This window comes from Embleya sp. NPDC020630, assembly GCF_044334985.1.
GTDB lineage: Bacteria > Actinomycetota > Actinomycetes > Streptomycetales > Streptomycetaceae > Embleya.
Genome location: NZ_JBIRUB010000017.1, coordinates 1 through 17206, shown reverse-complemented (window position 1 = coordinate 17206; position 17206 = coordinate 1). Strand labels below are relative to the sequence as shown.

General features: G+C 71.6%; 13 protein-coding genes and 1 pseudogene. 12 read left to right on the top strand and 2 right to left on the bottom strand.

Features of this window, described 5'->3' with window-relative positions; all coding sequences use genetic code 11:
* The first annotated feature begins 241 nt into the window (after positions 1 to 241).
* From ACH4XV_RS37275 to ACH4XV_RS37265, 3 genes and pseudogenes are all read left to right on the top strand, one after another.
* Positions 242 to 1885, top strand: coding sequence for a CocE/NonD family hydrolase (locus tag ACH4XV_RS37275; protein ID WP_395797099.1), 1644 nt, complete (start codon positions 242 to 244; stop codon positions 1883 to 1885).
* 284 nt (positions 1886 to 2169) lie between these two features.
* Positions 2170 to 4050: pseudogene (locus ACH4XV_RS37270) on the top strand (M4 family metallopeptidase); the annotation flags it as partial.
* A 614-nt stretch (positions 4051 to 4664) separates the two neighbouring features.
* Positions 4665 to 5942 (top strand): DUF3533 domain-containing protein, encoded by a 1278-nt coding sequence (locus ACH4XV_RS37265; protein ID WP_395797097.1) that lies wholly within the window; start codon positions 4665 to 4667, stop codon positions 5940 to 5942.
* A gap of 28 nt (positions 5943 to 5970) precedes the next feature.
* Here ACH4XV_RS37265 and ACH4XV_RS37260 read toward each other — a convergent pair whose 3' ends face one another.
* Positions 5971 to 6339, bottom strand: coding sequence for a hypothetical protein (locus tag ACH4XV_RS37260; RefSeq protein WP_395797095.1), 369 nt, complete (start codon positions 6337 to 6339; stop codon positions 5971 to 5973).
* 85 nt (positions 6340 to 6424) lie between these two features.
* The gene (locus ACH4XV_RS37255) at positions 6425 to 7546 is read right to left on the bottom strand and encodes an acyl-CoA dehydrogenase family protein (protein WP_395797093.1); all 1122 of its coding nucleotides are present in this window, start codon (positions 7544 to 7546) and stop codon (positions 6425 to 6427) included.
* A gap of 445 nt (positions 7547 to 7991) precedes the next feature.
* Between ACH4XV_RS37255 and ACH4XV_RS37250 the strand changes: the two genes are divergently transcribed.
* The 9 genes from ACH4XV_RS37250 (at position 7992) to ACH4XV_RS37210 (ending at position 17137) form a co-directional block, all read left to right on the top strand.
* Positions 7992 to 9029 (top strand): dipeptidase, encoded by a 1038-nt coding sequence (locus tag ACH4XV_RS37250; RefSeq protein WP_395797091.1) that lies wholly within the window; start codon positions 7992 to 7994, stop codon positions 9027 to 9029.
* Positions 9030 to 9091: 62 nt separating this feature from the next.
* Positions 9092 to 10183, top strand: coding sequence for a M20 family metallopeptidase (locus ACH4XV_RS37245; RefSeq protein ID WP_395797292.1), 1092 nt, complete (start codon positions 9092 to 9094; stop codon positions 10181 to 10183).
* Positions 10180 to 10980: a GNAT family N-acetyltransferase gene (locus ACH4XV_RS37240; protein WP_395797089.1), complete on the top strand. Its 801-nt coding sequence runs from the start codon at positions 10180 to 10182 to the stop codon at positions 10978 to 10980. The genes ACH4XV_RS37245 and ACH4XV_RS37240 overlap by 4 nt, the downstream gene beginning before the upstream one ends.
* A gap of 43 nt (positions 10981 to 11023) precedes the next feature.
* Positions 11024 to 12124, top strand: coding sequence for an o-succinylbenzoate synthase (gene menC, locus ACH4XV_RS37235; protein ID WP_395797087.1), 1101 nt, complete (start codon positions 11024 to 11026; stop codon positions 12122 to 12124).
* A gap of 401 nt (positions 12125 to 12525) precedes the next feature.
* Positions 12526 to 12846, top strand: coding sequence for a hypothetical protein (locus tag ACH4XV_RS37230; protein ID WP_395797085.1), 321 nt, complete (start codon positions 12526 to 12528; stop codon positions 12844 to 12846).
* Between the two features lie 217 nt (positions 12847 to 13063).
* Positions 13064 to 15040, top strand: a complete 1977-nt coding sequence (locus tag ACH4XV_RS37225; RefSeq protein ID WP_395797083.1) for a LodA/GoxA family CTQ-dependent oxidase — start codon at positions 13064 to 13066, stop codon at positions 15038 to 15040.
* Positions 15037 to 16179, top strand: a complete 1143-nt coding sequence (locus ACH4XV_RS37220; protein ID WP_395797081.1) for a tryptophan 7-halogenase — start codon at positions 15037 to 15039, stop codon at positions 16177 to 16179. Before ACH4XV_RS37225 ends, ACH4XV_RS37220 begins: the two co-directional genes overlap by 4 nt.
* A 32-nt stretch (positions 16180 to 16211) precedes the next feature.
* On the top strand, positions 16212 to 16649 hold the full coding sequence (locus ACH4XV_RS37215) for a TetR/AcrR family transcriptional regulator (RefSeq protein WP_395797079.1): 438 nt from the start codon (positions 16212 to 16214) through the stop codon (positions 16647 to 16649).
* Positions 16604 to 17137, top strand: coding sequence for an MFS transporter (locus tag ACH4XV_RS37210; RefSeq protein WP_395797077.1), 534 nt, complete (start codon positions 16604 to 16606; stop codon positions 17135 to 17137). Before ACH4XV_RS37215 ends, ACH4XV_RS37210 begins: the two co-directional genes overlap by 46 nt.
* Positions 17138 to 17206 lie beyond the last annotated feature (69 nt).

The window sequence follows — 17206 nt, the reverse complement described above, 5'->3', positions numbered from 1 at the left end:
CGGGTCGGCCCGCTCGACGATTCCGGCAGATCGGCCGAGGGTAGCGAAGCGGGCCGCCGCGAGGTCGCGGACGTCCGGCGCTCGGGCGGCACCGGAATGGGCTCTACCACTTCGGATTTTCCACGCATTCCGGCCACACGCATCATCGTTCGATGACACTGTGTTGCCGGGCGGACACCGAACGCCATACCCGGTCGATCACGCCCCGGCCGAAACGTTCGCGAAGTGGGAAGGGATCGAAGTGAGTTCACACGAAACGCACACGACCAGCCTGTATCCGGAAGTGGACGAGGCGACCTTGGCACAGTTGGTCGAGGCGTTGGAGAGCGGCGACACCACACGACTCGCGCCCGCGCGGGCCGCCGAGATCGAGGAGGCCCGGGCGCTGGTCCGGTTCAGCCCGGTGCGGGTGCCCGGTGCGGGCGGCATCGAGCTGGACGGCGCGCTCTGGCTGCACCCCGGGGACCGGCCCCGGCCGGTGGTCGTGATGCCGTCCCCGTGGACGCACTTCGGCTGGCTCCTCTACGTGGCCCAGGCAACCCGGTTCGCGCTCCGGGGGTATCACGTACTGGCCTACACCGCCCGGGGGTTCGGCCTGTCCAAGGGCAACGTCGAGGTGGCCGGCCCGCTCGACGTCCAGGACGGTGTCGCGGCGCTCACGTTCGTGTTGTCCCGGATCGACGGCGAGGCGAGCGGCGTCGGCTTCCTCGGCGACTCGTACGGCTCGGGCATCAGTCAGCTGGTGGCCGCGCACGATCCCCGGGTGACGGCGGTGGTGGCCCTGAGCACGTGGGGCGACCTGGGCGCGGCATTCTACGAGAACGAGACCCGGCACATCGCCGCGGTGGAGACCCTGCGCAAAGCCGCGGACGAGAAGCGGCTCAGCGAGGACACCCGCACCCGGTTCGACAACGTGCGCGACAACGAGGACATCGAGGGCACCCTGGAGTGGGCCAGGGAGCGCTCGCCCATCCACCACATCGAGGCGATCAACAATCGTGAGCAACCACTGCCCGTCCTGTTCGCGAACGCGTGGCACGAGACGTTGTTCCCGACCAACCAGCTGCTGACCATGTTCAACGCGTTGACCGGCCCCAAACGCCTCCTGCTGTCCATCGGCGACCACTCCGGGCCGGAGATGTCGGGCATCATCGGCCTGCCGAACCGGATCTGGGAGGACGCCCACCGGTGGTTCGACCACCACCTCCTGGGTGTCGACACCGGCATCGACCTCGAGGACGAGGTGGTCACCGAGATCATGTGGAGCAAAGCCCTGGAGGGGCAGCCGACCTGGGGCGCGGTCACCGGACGCACCGAGCGGCTGTACCTGTCCGCGCCGCAGAACGGCGGCGACGGCATCCTGTCCGACAAACCCGGCGCCGACGGGGAGGTCACCTTCGCGGCGGGTACGGACACCCCGGCCACCGTCGCGGACAAGATCATCGGCACCGGGAACGCGGAACTGGCCGGCAACCCGAAGATCTACCCGACCACCGAGATCGACCGGGCGCACGCGGGCGTGTGGGCCACCGCACCGCTCCCGGTGCCGGCCAAGCTGCGCGGCGTCCCCCGGCTGCACCTGACCTACACGGTCGACGCGGCCGAATCGACGTTGATCGCCTACCTGTTCGACGTCGACGCCGAGGACAACGCGCACATCATCACGCACGCGCCGTTCACCGAGTTGCGCGGCGAGAGCGGTCGACCGGTCTCGGTCGACATCGCGCTCCAGGCCACCGGCTACGACGTGCGGGCCGGCCACCGGGTGATGCTGGTCATCGACACGATCGATCCGTTCTACGGCGACGCCACCGACGGCGACAGCACGATCTCGCTCACCCTCTCCGACGAGGATCCGTCCCATCTGGAGCTTCCGCTGAGCTGAATCGGGCACGCCCGGCCGCCCGGCCCGTCCGGGTCGGGCGGCCGGTGCGCAAACTTCGTGGAGACATTCTCCGTGGGACGCAACTTGCCTGCCCGATAAGGAGTTTGACAGATTTTGCCGACCCCGCGAAGCCGCATTGTTCGGGACACCGCGGACGTGTGAGCGTTTGCCGATCGGGCACGAACCCGGCGGTCACGCTCGTCGGCGGTTCGCTCACGTCGCGAATTCGCGTACGACGAAGGCCGGTTCGTGGTCGAGGTCTACCTTCCACTCAAGGAGCCTCGATGAATCGCAAAACGGTGACGGCCGGGACTGTCCTGGCCGTACTCGCCGGATTGGCGGTCTCCACCACCGCACAGTCGGCGTCCGCCGACCCGTCTCCCCCTCCCGGCTCGCAGGCATTGGCGGTAGCCGCCGCCGACCAGGCCGTCTCCAGCGGTCTGGACACCCTTGCCAAGGGTCCCGACGAGCAGTATCAGCGCCAGACGGTGACCCCCTGGGTCAACGGTCTCTACTCGGTCGCGTACGAACGCACCTACCACGGCCTGCCGGTCGTCGGCGGGGACGCGGTCGTGCTGGCCGACAACCAGGGCCGGGTCCGCGCGACCCAGTCCGCCACCGGCACCCGCATAGCCGCGAAGACCACGGCCACCATCGACGCGAGCGCCGCGGAGGCGACGTCGAAGGCCCGGCTCGCCGCCGTGGACAAGGTGGAATCGCACCGCCTGGTCGTCCGGGTCAAGGACGGCGTGAGCAACCTCGCCTGGGAAACCGTGGTCGTCGGCCGTACCGCGACCGCGCCCAGCCGCCTGCACGTCTTCGTCGACGCGAGCACGGGCACGGTGCTCGACCAGATCGACGACGTGAAGGCCGGCACCGGCAACAGCCAGTGGAACGGCCCGAATCCGCTGACCATCGACACCACCAACTCGGGCGGCACCTACTCCCTGCGCGACCCGAACCGGCCGGGCCTGACCTGCGCCGACTACAGCACCGGCACGGTCTTCTCCAAGTCCACCGACTCCTGGGGCAACGGCCAGGCGTCGAGCAAGGAAACCGGCTGCGTCGACGTCATGTGGGCGGCGCAGAAGGAATGGAACATGCTCCGCGACTGGCTCGGTCGCAACGGCCACAACGGCACCGGTGGCAGCTGGCCGGTCAAGGTCGGCCTGAACGACGTCAACGCGTACTGGGACGGCTCGTCGGTCTCCATCGGCCACAACCAGGCCAACCAGTGGATCGGCTCGATGGACGTGGTCGGCCACGAGTTCGGCCACGGCATCGACCAGTTCACCCCCGGCGGTGCCGGAACCGAACCGGGTCTGGGCGAGGCCACCGGCGACATCATGGGTGCGCTGACCGAGGCGTACACCAACGAGCCCTCGCCGTACGACACCCCCGACTACACCGTCGGCGAAGCGGTGAACCTGGTCGGCCAGGGCCCGATCCGCTACATGTACAAGCCGTCCACCAACGGCGACCCCGACTGCTACAGCTCCTCGATTCCGAACACGGAGGAGCACGCGGCGGCCGGACCGCTGAACCACTGGTTCTACCTGCTCGCCGAGGGCACCAACCCGGGCGGCGGCAAGCCGACCAGCCCGACCTGCAACAGCAGCACCCTGACCGGGGTCGGCATCCAGCAGGCCGGCAAGGTCTTCTACGGCGGCATGCTCCTCAAGACCAGCGGCATGACCTACAAGAAGTACCGCACGGCCACACTCAGCTCGGCCAAGACGCTCGACGCGACCTGCGCGCTGTTCAACAAGACCAAGGCCGCCTGGGACGCGATCAGCGTGCCCGCGCAGACCGGTGACCCGACCTGCACCGGCGGTCCCGCGCAGAACGACTTCTCCATGAGCTTCAACCCGAACTCGGGTACCGTACAGCCCGGTTCGTCGATCACCGCGACCCTGGGCACGACCGTCACCTCGGGTAACGCGCAGTCGGTCTCGCTGACCGCGGCCGGGCAGCCGGGCGACGTCACCGTGGCCCTGAGCCCGAACCCGATCCAGTCCGGCGCCTCCTCGACGCTGACCGCGACGGCCGCGGCGGGCGCCGCGAACGGCACCTACGTGATCACCGTCACCGGTACCGGGCCCAACGCCACGCACACCGCCCAGTACACCCTGACCGTCGGTACCGGCGGCCCGGGCGGCGACGCGATCAAGAACGGCGGCTTCGAGGACGGCACCGCCAACTGGACGCAGAGCGCGAGCGACATCACCAACAGTTCGCAGAACGCGGCACACGGCGGCACCTGGTACGCGTGGATGATGGGCTACGGCTCCACCGCCACCGAGACCCTGTCGCAGTCCAACGTCGCGGTCCCCAACACCGCCGCACCCACGCTGAAGGTGTGGATCAAGACCACGACCCAGGAAACGGGGTCCACGGTCTACGACACGCTCAAGGTGCAGATCAACGGCACCACCCTCGCCACCTACTCCAACGTCGGCGCCACCGGTGCCTACGTGCAGCGCACGGTGAACCTGAGCGCCTACAAGGGCCAGACGGTCACCCTGCAGTTCGCGGGCGCCGAGGACTCGTCGCTGACCACCACGTTCCTCGTGGACGACGTGACGATCTCCTGACCGCGCGCGACCGATGACGGCCCTGCTTCCGGCGCCCCACGCCGGGAGCAGGGCTTTCGGGCGTACCGGGCGGGTTCGCGGGTTTGGCCGCCCGCCGATCCGGCGACCATCTCGCCCACGGTGGCCGTCCCCCGCACGTGCGGGCGCGCGGCGGCCGGATCGCCACGCCGCGCGTCTGGAGAACGATGGCCTCGAATCAGTCCGTGCCCTGGGTCGGCGCGTGGCGGGTGCTGCGCAATCCGCGGATCTGGGTGGGCCCGTCGATCATCGTCGGCCTGCTGGCGTTCCTGCTGTCGATGCTCTACATGGGCGGCATCCTCGATCCGCGCGGGGACCTGCGCAAACTGCCGATCGCCGTGGTCGACGCGGATCGCGGCGCCGGGGACGGGACGCCGAGCCTGGGCGCGCGGATCACCGCCGCGATCGCCGCCTCCCCCGGCGGCGCGGTGTCCTGGAAGCGGCTGGACGAGGCGGCGGCCCGCCGGGACCTGGCCTCGGGCAAGCTGTACGGGGCGATCCTGGTGCCGGCCGACTTCACCGCGTCGGTGGCGGCCCTGAACGCACCCGCGCCCGACCCGCCCGCGCCGACCCGCCCGGCGATCCTGGTGCTGACCAACCCGGGCGTGGGCAGCCTGGCCTCGTCGCTGGCCACGTCCATCGCGCAACAGGCCGTGCACGGCGCGTCGTTGCAGCTCGGCGCGACGCTGAGCGCGAGCGCGCCGACCGGGCCGGACACCGCCGCCGGCCGGCTGCTGCGCGCCGATCCGATCGCCGCCGTGGTGACGGTCGGCCACGGCATCGGCCCCCGCACCGGCCTGGGTCTGACCGCGTTCTACTACACACTGCTCCTGGTGCTCGCGGGCTTCCTGGGCGGCAACATCATCGGCAACATGGTCGACGTCGCACTGGGCTACGTGGCGAGCGAGATCGGCCCGTGGCGCACCGAACGACCGCTGGTGCACATCACCCGTACGCACACCCTCGCGGTCAAGTGCACGATGTCGGCGGTGTTGTCCGTGCTGACCGCCACCCTGATCATGGTGGCCACCGTCGGCATCCTGGACATGGACGCCGCGCATCTGCCGCTGCTCTGGATCTTCTCGGTCTGCGCGACCACCGCGGTCGGGATCGGCGTCCAGGCGATCAACGCGGCGTTCGGCGGGATCGGCCAGTTGGTGAGCATGTTCGTGTTCATCGTGCTGGCGCTGCCCTCGTCCGGCGCGACCATCCCGCTTCAGGCGCTGCCGCCGTTCTACCGGGTGTTGTCGGTCTTCGAGCCGATGCGCCAACTCAGCGACGGCGTCCGGGCCATCCTGTACTTCGACGCCCGCGCCGACGCGGGGCTGACCCGGGCCTGGATCGGCATCGGGTTCGGGATCGTCGCCGGACTGGTCTTCGGTTTCGCGATGACCACCTACTACGACCGCAGGCAACTGCACCGCATCCCGCCGAAGACCGAGTAGTCGGCAGCGGGTCCGGGGCGGGCTCGGCTCAGGCGGCCCGGTGCAACTCCCTGAGCATCGCGGAGATGTCCGCGTGCCCGCCCTCCACGCTCTGCAGCCCGGCGATCAGCGTGTCGACGGCCAGTTGCACGATGTCGTCGACGGGGACGTCGCCGTGGGCCGGCCAGTCCAGGCTGATCTCGTCCAGGTATCCCACCCAGCCGCGCGGCGCCGCGCGCAGGACCGGCGGCGGCGGTGTCTCGGATTCGAGGTCGAACAGTTCCAACACCAGGTCCACACCCGCCTGCCGGGCCGACTCGAAGATCCGCCGCACGTCCGCGTCGCCCAGACCGGGGCGCACGAAGCCGATGAACGTCTGGGTGTGGCTGCCGATGTACTCGAAGTGGCGCCGGACCATTGGTGGCGCCGCCGACCAAGCCGTGACCGCCCCGACCGGCAGCACGCTCCGGCGGGGGTCCGCCGGTCGGGTGCGTGCCGGTCGATCAGGGGCCCACCGCGGCCAGCCCGGCGGCGTCGCGACGAGCGGCCCGCCGGTCGTCGCCCGTTCCGGTCCGGGTCGCCCGGCGGTGCAGGGTCGCGGCCTCGCGGGCGTAGCGGTGCACCGGAAACTCGTCGGCCGCCGCGCCCAGGATCCGTACCGCCGTCGTGCTCGTCTCCATCGCGGCCTCCACGGCGACCAGTTCGGCCACCGACGCCTGGCGGGTGTACGACAGGCCGGCGTCACGGCGGCGGGCGGCGTCCAGGTACATCGCCCGGGCCGAATCGATCGCACCCGCGCATTCGGCCAGGATCCCGCGATCGGGTCGGGCGGCGCAGTCGGTCGCGATCTCCAGCGCCGCCTGGGCCAGTCCGGTCGCACACGCCGCCGCGCCGAGCCGGCCGGCGTCCAGGATCTCGAACGCGATCCGCAGGCCCCGGTCCCGCACGCCGATCAGCCGTTCGGGTTCCAGGTGCACGCCGTCCCAGTAGGCGGTGGTGGTCGGGAAGGCACGCAGCCCGAGCGACTGCTCGGGCGAACCGAAGTAGAGGTATTCGTCGGCGCCGGGCGCCAGGAAGCACGAGACGTCGGGCCGCGCCGGGCCGGTGCGGGCGAACACGGTGTGGAAGTGCGCCCGGCCGCCGTGCGCCAGCTCGACCTGGGTGCCCACCATCAGGTGACCGCCCCTGGTCCGCTCGGCCCGACAGGCCACCGCCGACGGGTCGGCGCCCACGTGCGGCTCGGCACGGCCGTGGCCGCCGATCAGCGCGCCGTCGAACATCCCCGGCAACCACTGCTCGCGCTGCGCGTCGGTGCCGTGCACGGCCGCCGGCAGGCACGCCAGTGTATGCACGTGTACCGCGTCGGCCAGCCCCACCCAGCGCGCGGCCAACTCCTCCAGGACCTGGAGGTAGACCTCGTACGGCTGGCCGCCGCCCCCGTAGCGCACGGGGTAGGGCAGCCCGCAGAGCCCGGCCCGGCCGAGCGTGCGGAACAACCCCGTGGGGTAACGCGCCTCGGCCTCACAGGCGCCGGCCCGAGGCGTGAGCTCCCGATCCGCGAACGCCCGCGTGCGGGCGATCAGGTCATGGGCGGCATCAGAGGGGAGCAAACGGTCGACAGGCACGGGCGCCTCCCAGGGCCGACGGACGGCCCGGCCAGAAATCCGGGTCGGACGCCGAAACCCGCACGACACCCCCCGCACCGGAGCCGCCCGAACCAACCCCGGGAAGCCCGGGACACGTGGGCACGGTAGAGCGCCGGCCCCCACCCACGGATCGTCCACCACGACAAACCCGACCCCCCTCCTTCGTCGCCCCCACCCACCGCCGGCCCCGGTCCCACCCGCCCCCGCGCCTGCGCAGGCCCCCGTCCCGCCTCCGCGAGCCCTCGCCGCGGTGCCCGTGGGCCCTTGTCCGTCCCCGGGGGTGTGCGCGAACGTTCGGAGGGGGTGTGTCGTCGTGGCTTTGTGCCCGGTTACGGAAACCATCGACAGCATTGGTCATTCGGACGAAGCACTCGGTGCGCGCCGCCGCCTAGCGTCGCTGACACACCGACCGGAAGGATTCGACATGGGTTCCGACCTGCACACCCGCGCCGTCGTCGCGGATACGCACAACGACCTGTTGATGGCGGTGGTCGAGCGACCACCCGGACGTTGGGCGAGCTTCTTCCGCGAGCAGTGGTTGCCGCAACTCCGCGAGGGCGGGGTGGACGTACAGGTGCTGCCGGTCTTCGTGGACGACCAGTTCCGGCCCGAGGGCGCGCTGCGCCGCACGCTGCGCATGGTCGAGTGCGCGCATGCCATCGCCGAGGGCAATCCGGACGACGTGCGCCTGTGCCTGAACGGCGACGACATCGACGCGGCGCTGGCCGAGGGCCGGATCGCCCTCGTCCTGGCCTTGGAGAGCGCCCCCGGCGTGGACGCCGACCTGGAGCTGTTCCGCACCCTGTACCGCCTCGGCGTCCGGGTCGCCTCGATCGCGCACTGGGGTCGCTCCCCGCTCGGCGATGGCAGCGGCGAGGACGCCACCGGCAGCCGGCTCACCCACGCCGGCGTCCAGGCGCTGCGCGAGATGGAGCGCCTGGGCATCGTCTTCGACATCTCCCACCTGGGCGCCTCCGGCGTCGCACACGTATTGCAGGAGGCCACCCGCCCGCTGCTCGCCAGCCACTCGGCGGCCCGGGCGCTGTGCGACCACCACCGGAACCTGACCGACGAGCAGATCCGGGGCGTGGCCGCCACGGGCGGTGTCGTGTGCGTCAACTTCGTGCCGGACTTCCTGAGCACCGAGCGCGCCGAGCAGACCATCGACCGCGTCGTGGACCACATCGAGCATGTGATCGGCGTGGCCGGCATCGACCACGTCGGGATCGGCCCCGATTTCCTGCGCGAGGTGCTGGCCGACATCACCCCGCCGTGCTGCGAGGGCGTCGACTACACCGGCGTGGACACCTCGACCACCCTGCCGGGCCTGGACGGTCCGGCCGAACTCCCCGCACTGACCGAGGCGTTGGTCTCGCGCGGCTTCGGTGAGAAGGAGATCATGGCGATTTTGGGCGGCAACGTACAGCGGCTGTTCCGCGCCGAGTTGGGGCGGGCCCGATGACCGGCCCGACGACCGACCCCACAGGCGCCACGGGCGCCGTCTCCGCCTTCGACACCGACGCCATGCTGGCCGATCTGGCCGAGCTGGTCACGTGCGAGTCCTTCTCCGCCGACCTGGCCGCGGTCGCCCGCAGCGCCGAGGTGGTCGCCGCGCAGGGCGCGCGCCTGCTCGGCGCCCAACCGCGCCGGATCGTGCTCGAAGGCGTGACCCACCTCCAGTGGACCTTCGGCACCCCGCGCGTATTGCTGGTCGGCCACCACGACACGGTGTGGCCGATGGGCTCGCTGATTACCCATCCGTGGTCGGTGCGCGACGGGATCGCCCGAGGGCCGGGGTGCTTCGACATGAAGGCCGGCCTGGTCCAGATCTTCCACGCGCTCGCCTCCCTGGACTCGCTCGAGGGGATCGGCGTGCTGATCACCGGCGACGAGGAGGTCGGCTCGACCAGCTCGCGAGAGCTGATCGAGGACGCCGCACGGGGCTGCGCGGCCGCGTTCGTGCTGGAGGCGTCCGCCGACGGCGGCGCGCTCAAGACCGCGCGCAAGGGCGGCTCGCAGTACGAACTGATCGTGCACGGCAAGGCCGCGCACGCCGGTCTGGAGCCGGAGAAGGGGATCAACGCCGCCATCGAGGCCGCGCACCTGGTGCTCGCCCTCGACGGCCTGGCCGACGTGGTCGACGAAGGCGCGACGGGCGACTGGCGCACCACGGTGACCCCCACCGTGGTGCGGGCGGGCGCGGTGTCCAACACGGTGCCGCCGCACGCGGCGGTGACGGTCGATGTACGGGTGCCCACGCGCAAGGCGCAGGACCGCGTCGACGAGCTGATCCGCGCGCTACCCACGACCGTGCCGGGTGCCCGGGTCGAGGTGTTGGGCGGCGCCAACCGCCCGCCGCTGGAGGACACTTCCTCGCGCGCGCTGTTCGACCTCGCCGGCCTGACCGCGGCCCACCTGGGCCTGCCGCCGCTGCGCTCCGCGGCCGTCGGCGGCGCCTCCGACGGCAACTTCACCGCCGGCATCGGCTGCCCCACCCTCGACGGCCTGGGCGCCGTCGGCGGTGGCGCGCACGCCGACCACGAACACGTGATCGTGGCCGAACTGGGCCCGCGTGCCGCGCTGCTCGCGGGCCTGATCGACGCGGTGCGGCGATGAGCGCCCCCGTGCTCAGCGCCCCGGCCATCCGGGAGCTGCACGAGCTCGACGAACTCGAGGCCGTCTGCGCGCTGTTCTGCGAGATCTGGGGCACGCCGGCGAACAACCCGCCGATCAACGTGGAGCAGATGCGCGCGTTGTCGCACGCGGGCAACTACGTCGCCGGCGCCTACGCCGACGGCCGGCTCGTCGGCGCGACGGTCGCCTTCTTCGGCGCGCCGATCGCCCGCACCATGCACTCCCACATCACCGGCGCGCTCCCCGGCCACGCGGCGGGCCTGGCGCTGAAGCTGCATCAGCGCGACTGGGCTCTCGATCGCGGCCTGCACCGGATCACCTGGACGTACGATCCGCTGATCGCCCGCAACGCGCACTTCAACCTGGCCAAGCTCGGCGGTGTGATCGACGCCTACCTGCCCAACTTCTACGGCACCGTGGACGACGCGATCAACGCCGGCACCGACACCGACCGCGCCATGGTCGGCTGGGACCTGGCCGGCCCGCGCGTGGCCGCCGCGGCCCGCCGCGAGTCGATCCCGGTGGTCGTACCGCCCGGCGCGGTGGCCGCGCTGACCGACCGCGACGGCCGGCCCGTGCTCGGCCGCACCGACGCCGAGGACCTGCTCGTCGGCGTCCCGGCGGACATCGAGAAGTTGCGGCACACCGACCCGGCCATGGCCCGGGACTGGCGACTCGCGCTGCGCGAGGTGCTGGCCGGGTTGCTCGCCGACGGCGCCCGGGTGACCGGCTTCCACGGCCGGTCTCGATACGTCCTCACCCGCGGGCCGGTCGCATGACCTGCCACCGAACCACCTCGAACCGATCAGGAGTCCAGGCACCATGAAGATCAACGCAATCGAACTGCGCCGGATCGCGATGCCGCTGCGCGCGCCGTTCCGCACCTCCTTCGGCGTCGAGACCGCCCGCGACATCGTGCTGGTGCGCGTGGTCACCCCCGAGGGGGAGGGCTGGGGCGAGTGTGTGGCGATGTCCGAGCCGCTGTACAGCTCGGAGTACGTGGACGCCGCACTCGACGTGCTCAAGCGCTTCCTGATCCCCGCGCTGCCGGAAAAGGTGGACGCGCGGGCGGCGAAGCGGGCGATGAAGCCGTTCAAGGGCCACCGGATGGCGAAGGCGGCGCTGGAGACGGCCGTGCTCGACGCGCAACTGCGGGTCTCCGGCGAGTCGTTCGGCTCCTTCCTGGGCGCGTCGCGCGATCGGGTGCCGTGCGGGGTGTCCGTGGGCATCATGGACTCGATCCCCGAACTCCTGGAGTCGGTAAGCGAGTTCGTCGAGGAGGGCTACGTCCGGATCAAGCTGAAGATCGAGCCGGGCTGGGACCTGGCGCCGGTGCGCGCGGTGCGCGAGCGGTTCGGCGACGACCTGCTGCTCCAGGTGGACGCGAACGCCGCGTACACCCTGGCCGACGCCCGGCAACTGGCCAAGCTGGACGACTTCGACCTGCTGTTGATCGAGCAGCCGCTGGCCGACGACGACCTGGTGCAACACGCCGCGCTGGCCAAGCAGTTGAAGACCCCGGTGTGCCTGGACGAGTCGATCGAGTCGGTCGAGCACGCCGCCGCCGCGATCACTCTCGGCGCGGCCTCGATCATCAACATCAAGCCGGGCCGGGTCGGCGGCTACCTGGAGGCCAAGGCCATCCACGACCTGTGTGTGGCGCACGGCGTGCCGGTCTGGTGCGGCGGCATGTTGGAAACGGGCCTGGGCCGCGCCGCGAACGTCGCCCTCGCCGCGCTCCCCGGCTTCGTGCTGCCCGGCGACACGTCGGCCTCGCGCCGCTACTTCGCCACCGACATCACCACGCCGTTCGAACTCGCCGACGGACACCTCGACGTGCCCACCGGCCCGGGTCTGGGCATCGACCCGATCCAGGACATCCTGGATTCGGTGACCACGTCCAGCGAGTGGATCAAGTTCTGAGACGTCGGGAGCCTTCCCCGAGCGCTCGCTGAACGACCCGCGGCGCCCGGACGATCGACCGGTCGTCGGATCACCATCCGATCCGACGACCGGATCGTCCGGGTGCTTCGGCATGCGCATCGGGCGCCGAACGCGCCCACCGGCCCCGGCGCGGGCCCGCCATCCGCATCATGAGACACGTTGGACGAGGCGTGGCGGGTGTGCGAACTTCGATGTCATGCGGCGTCGGGCGATTATTACCGACGGCGTGCCGACACCGGGCTGACCAGGACGAACCATTCCCTGCGGCCCACCGTCCGCACGCAGACCTCTCGCGCTTCGCGAGGGGTCTTTCTGTTTTCTCCGACGGTTCGCATCGAAACCGCGCACCCTCCCCACCCACGACAGGAGCACAGCGACCCATGGTCGACGACGGCACCCAGGTCCTCGATGTCGCTCGGTACGCCCCACCCGCCCAACGGCTCGGCCCACCGGACCGGTCCCAAACCGCCGAACCGGAGATCGCCCACCTGGTGGCCCGCATGCGCCATCACCAAGGCTCGCTGGCCCGGGTCGCCTCCGTCCTCAACAACCACGGCGTCCACCGACTGACCTACACCTCGACGGACCTCGGCGCCGCCACGGTCGAGGTGAGCGTGCATCCGCGCGATGCCGCCCGGGTCGAGGCCAGACTGCGCCGACTGGTGGAAGTCACCGAGGTGACGCGCCTGTCGGCCGACTGACGCGCGCCGCCGTCGGACCCGTGGCCCCGCCCACACCCGGGTGGGGTCACGCCGATTCCCGGTTTGTCACCCGACTGGGCCTTGCGCCGGGTATGTACGGTTGGCCAGCGTGTAGGGGCGCGCGCGACTGGGACAAGCATCGCGTCGTGGCGAGCGGCCGACCCCCGTGGGCGTGTTCGTCCCGGCGGCGAGGACGCACGACGGCGACGGGAGTGTTGTGAGCGACCGCAACGGCAGCGGCAGGACGGGCGATGCGATCGTCCGGCTACGGATCCACCCGGCCATCGGCATCGCGCGTGTGGGCAACAGCACGCGCCCCGACGGCTGGTTCCTCGGTCCCGAGACGCCGAACCCGCCGGTGTCCCCGGCGGGTTCGTTCAAGGATCCCGACGGCGCGATCAAGCGGCAGGCGGCCCGGTTCCGGCTGTACGGCTACACCGCCGACGGCCGGGTGGTGCGCGAGGTGACCACCGCCGACCCGGGCACCAGGATCACCTGGGGCGTGCACGTGGCCAACCGCAAGGCCGGCTGGTACGAGTTCCATCTGCCGCTGGACATCCCCGACTCCCGCGACCCGGCGGCCAAACCATCGGTGCGGCGCAACCCCCGGGTGGCCGACCGGGGTTCGCTGGTGATCGACCCCGGCCGCAAGACCCTCGACGCGGCGAGCGGCGCGACCGTGCCGTTCACCGGCGGCCGATTCCTGGGCCGGGTCGACGTCCCGCTGGGCGAGATGCACGCGGACGAGGCGGGCCGGTTGGTGGTGCTCGGTGGGCACGGCACGTCCGGCTCCCCCGACCACACACCACTGAACTCGGTCACCAACAACGACGGTTGGTACGACGACATCTCCGACGGGCCGGTCACCGCGATGGTCACCGTCGACGGCATGCCGATCCCGGTGGATCCGGCGTGGGTGGTGGTCGCGCCGCCGAACTTCGCACCCGAGGTACGCACCCTGCGGACGCTGTACGACCTGCTCTTCGACGTGTTCGTCTCGACGGGGCAACTGCCCTTCCCGGAGCGGGTTTCCTTCGGCGAGCACATCGAGCCGATCCTGCGCCGGTTCTGCGAACTCCAGTGGGTCAACGCGGGGTTCGCCGCGCAGTTCGGGTGGGCCGGCCCGGAGCACTTCCTCGATCCGGACAACCTGGCCAGGCTCGGGAGCCCGGCGGCCAAGTATCGCGAGTTGCGCCGGCAGGTGTACACGGCGCTGCGCGACTACGGCCGCGACGACAAGTCGCCGATGCCGTGGCCGTGGTTGTACGGGGACGGCATGGCGAGTGTGCCGCGCACGGTGCGGCAGTACATGACGTTGTCCCCGACCCAGGACCGGCTGCTGCTCGCGTGGTCGCGGGGCGAGTTCGATCCGGCGCCGTTCCCGGGCTACCCCGCGAGGGTGGAGGACGCGTCGCCGGCCGCGCAGCCCGGGTTGTTGGATCGGGCCGCACTGGACTTCTGTGTGGCCGACGCGTTCCATCCGGGGATCGAGGTGACCTGGCCGATCCGGCACGCGTCGATGTTCGCCGAGCCGTTCCGGATCCTGCCGCGTGCCGAGGGCACGCCCGATCCCGACTACGGCGACACGCTGACCCCGGACAAGGCGCTGGCCGCCGACGGGCCGTTGCACGCGCAGGGCCCGGGCGACCTGAGCCGCTGGATGGCGGTGCCGTGGCAGACGGACACCGCCGGGTGTCGGGCCGGGTACGAGTCGCAGGCCGGGCTCGGGCCGCGCTACGACCCGTACGTGCCCACGTTCTGGCCGGCGCGCGTGCCGAACCATGTGCTGAAGCAGAGCGACTACGAAAAAGTCAACCGCCCGGACGGCGACGGCTCGGCGGACCGTGAGGCCGCCTTCGCACACCGCGTGGTGTGGTTGCGCGGCCTGACCGGGACCACCCCGCAGGAGCAGCGCCGGCAGATGGTGGACGGCTGGTACAAGCTGGGCATCGTCGAGACCCGCCCCTACACCGTCGACGACGGGCGTTTCCCGAAGGTCATGCAGGTCGAATCGACGCCCGAGCCGCCGTTCGATCAGGCCGCCGACACCCACAACCTGGTCAACGTGCACGTCCCGGCGCGGACGGAGGTCGAGACGGCGACCGCGGCCGTGCTCGAGGCGACCGGGCACGACCCGGCGGAGGTGACGGTGGGCTACGTCGACAACATCGACCCCTACCTGGACACCCCGTGACCGGGGCCGGGGCGCCGCCCGGCCGTCGGCGCCACGAGGTGATCGTGGCGGGCGGCGGTCCGGCCGGCGCCTCGGCCGCGATCACCCTGGCCCGGGCCGGTCGTTCGGTCCTGCTCGCCGACGCGGGTTCCGGGCCGCCGGCGATCGGCGAGGCGCTGCCGGCGGCCGCGGGGCGGCTGTTGGCCGACCTGGGCGTGGCGAAGCGTGTACCGGGGCCGGGCCACCTGCCCTGCCACGCCACGCGGTCCGTGTGGGGTTCGGCGCACCCGGTCACGGTGTCGGGCATCGCCGACCCGTACGGATCCAGCCGGCACCTGGACCGCGCCCTGTTCGACGCACGGCTGCGCGAGGGCGCCCGGACGGCGGGCGCGGAGGTCGCCGAGCACACGCGGGTCGGCGCGCCGACGCGGCGACCCGACGGCACGTGGTCGGTACCGCTGCACCGCGGCGATCGGCACGAAGCCGCGCTCTGCGACCGGCTCGTGGACGCGACGGGTCGTCGCGCCGGTATCGCCACCGGCGTCGGCGGCGCCCACCGCCAAACCCGGGACGCGCTGGTCGCGCTGCACCTGACGCTGCCGAACGTCCCCGCCTCGTACACCGACGCAAGCACCCTGGTCGAAGCCGCCCCCGACGGCTGGTGGTACACCGCCCTCGTCCCCGGCAGCCGACTCCTGCTCGCCTACTTCACCGATGCCGACGCACCAATCCACGGGCCCGGCAGGGACGTTGCCTTCCGTGCCCACCTCGCCGAGACCACCCACACCGCCGCCCGAGTGGCCGCCGTGCCCTTCCCCCGCGACCTGGCCCCACGCCGCGCCCCCGCCCACGGCGCGCACCTGGACCGCGTCGTCGGCGACGGCTGGATCGCGGTCGGCGACGCCGCCGTAGCCTTCGACCCACTCTCCTCCCAGGGCATCCTCACCGCCCTGTACACCGGCCTGACCGCCGCCGAGGCACTCCACGCGAGCCTGGCGGGCGACCCGAACGCCCTCGACGTATACCGGGATCGCATCACCACCCTGCTCGACGCCTACCACCGCAACCACAGCGACGCCTACGCCGCCGAACAACGCTGGGCCGACCGTCCCTTCTGGCGCCGACGCCAATCCGCGGGCCAGGTCGCCGGCCGTTGTTGACTGATGTGTACAGAACTGGTTGGCGTCCTCCCATGAGCAGGCCACGCGAGTTCGACGACCAGGCCGTCATCGACGCCGCGATGGCGGTGTTCTGGGAGAAGGGCTACGAAGCGACCACCACGCAGGACCTGTGCGCCCGCACGGGACTCGGCCGGGGCAGCCTGTACAACGCCTTCGGCAGCAAACACCGGCTGTACGAGGAGTCGGTGCGCCGCTACGGCCGCACCCTGGCCGAGGCGCAGGTGGCGATGCCGGCCGAGCCGGGCGGCTCGGTCCGGGAGCGGCTGCGGGACCTGCTGCTGGGGATGATCGACCTCGACCTGGCCGACCCCGGCCGGCGCGGCTGCCTGGCGCTCAACGCCGCGACCGAGCCGAGCGGGCGCAGCGAGATGGTCGCGGACCTGGCACCACGGGGAAGCCAAATATGCGCTCGATACGACCCGAAGTCCCACCCGCCGTACTGGCCCTGATGTTGTGCGTGTTCGGCGTCACCACCGGCGAGTTCGTGATCCCCGCGTCCACGGCGGCGCCGGGCAAGCAGGCGTCCACGGTGTCCACGCTGGTCTTCGGGATGAACCTGTCGATGATCCTGGGCGCGCCTCTGGGCACGCTGATCGGCAACACGTTCGGCTGGCGGTCCACGTTCTTCGCCATCGCGGCGTGCTGTGCGCTGGGGCTGGCCCTGGTGTGGCGGCTGGTTCCGGACATACGCGACGCCGTGTCGGCGGGCTCGGCGGTCGCCGAACTGCGGGTGTTCCGCAGCCCGGACGTGCGCTGGGCGATCGCCGTCACCGCCGTCGTCAACGCCGGACTGCTCGCCGTGTTCACCTACTTCGCGCCGCTGCTCACCGATGTCGCGCACTTCGCGGAGGGATCCGTACCGATCCTGCTACTGACGTACGGCGTGGGCGCGGCGGTCGGCAACATCGTACCCCCGTTACCTTTTTCGTGGTCCTGAAATGGGGCTCCTGGCCTCCGGGTCCGGCATGGCTTTTGCCCCCTGTCGAACGCATGACCTGGGGGGTGG

What these genes read in the sequence shown, in the direction of transcription:
- ACH4XV_RS37265 (WP_395797097.1), top strand. Translation starts at nt 4,665, where the DNA reads ATGGCCTCGAATCAGTCCGTGCCCTGGGTCGGCGCGTGGCGGGTGCTG.
- menC (WP_395797087.1), top strand. Translation starts at nt 11,024, where the DNA reads ATGAAGATCAACGCAATCGAACTGCGCCGGATCGCGATGCCGCTGCGC.
- ACH4XV_RS37250 (WP_395797091.1), top strand. Translation starts at nt 7,992, where the DNA reads ATGGGTTCCGACCTGCACACCCGCGCCGTCGTCGCGGATACGCACAAC.
- ACH4XV_RS37215 (WP_395797079.1), top strand. Translation starts at nt 16,212, where the DNA reads ATGAGCAGGCCACGCGAGTTCGACGACCAGGCCGTCATCGACGCCGCG.
- ACH4XV_RS37240 (WP_395797089.1), top strand. Translation starts at nt 10,180, where the DNA reads ATGAGCGCCCCCGTGCTCAGCGCCCCGGCCATCCGGGAGCTGCACGAG.
- ACH4XV_RS37230 (WP_395797085.1), top strand. Translation starts at nt 12,526, where the DNA reads ATGGTCGACGACGGCACCCAGGTCCTCGATGTCGCTCGGTACGCCCCA.
- ACH4XV_RS37260 (WP_395797095.1), bottom strand. Translation starts at nt 6,339, where the DNA reads ATGGTCCGGCGCCACTTCGAGTACATCGGCAGCCACACCCAGACGTTC.
- ACH4XV_RS37245 (WP_395797292.1), top strand. Translation starts at nt 9,092, where the DNA reads ATGCTGGCCGATCTGGCCGAGCTGGTCACGTGCGAGTCCTTCTCCGCC.
- ACH4XV_RS37210 (WP_395797077.1), top strand. Translation starts at nt 16,604, where the DNA reads ATGCGCTCGATACGACCCGAAGTCCCACCCGCCGTACTGGCCCTGATG.